Annotated in this window: 1 protein-coding gene; it reads right to left on the bottom strand. The window is 37.1% G+C overall.

Features of this window, described 5'->3' with window-relative positions; all coding sequences use genetic code 11:
• Positions 1 to 339, bottom strand: a 339-nt coding sequence (locus FCS21_RS17770; protein ID WP_171035734.1) for a metal ABC transporter solute-binding protein, Zn/Mn family, incomplete at its 3' end; no start/stop codon positions are given.
• Positions 340 to 455: the final 116 nt, after the last annotated feature.

The raw sequence follows: 455 nt of genomic DNA, 5'->3' as shown, positions 1-455 counted from the left end.
TTCTTTCTTAGCTGTTTCCATCAAGTTATCGAACCAGCTGTTACCTGTTTCAAGATTCAATCCGTTGTATAAAATGACATCTGCGTCGCTTGCCTTTTTGATGTCTTCTGGTAGTACTTCATATTCATGCGGATCTGTTCCGACTGGTACGATACTGTGGATATCTATTTTATCTGTTCCAACCTCTTTTGCCATATCCGCCAAAATCGAATTGGTTGCTACGACTGACAGCTTTTCTTTACTTACTTCGTCTGCTTGATCTGAAGTTTGCTTTCCGCAACCAACTAACGTTAATAAACTAATTGCCAGGATCAAAAAAAGTGATTTCTTTGTTTTCATCTATCTGCTTCCTTTCTGAAATAAAATTCCTTTTGTTGGTGAGAATAAAAAAGCAAGAATAAAAAATGCGGTACATGCTAAAACAATCGTAGCTCCTGATGGCCAATTGTAACTAT

Source organism: Colwellia ponticola (assembly GCF_005885605.1).
Classification (GTDB): domain Bacteria; phylum Pseudomonadota; class Gammaproteobacteria; order Enterobacterales; family Alteromonadaceae; genus Colwellia; species Colwellia ponticola.
This window is presented reverse-complemented; position numbering and strand designations above follow the sequence as displayed.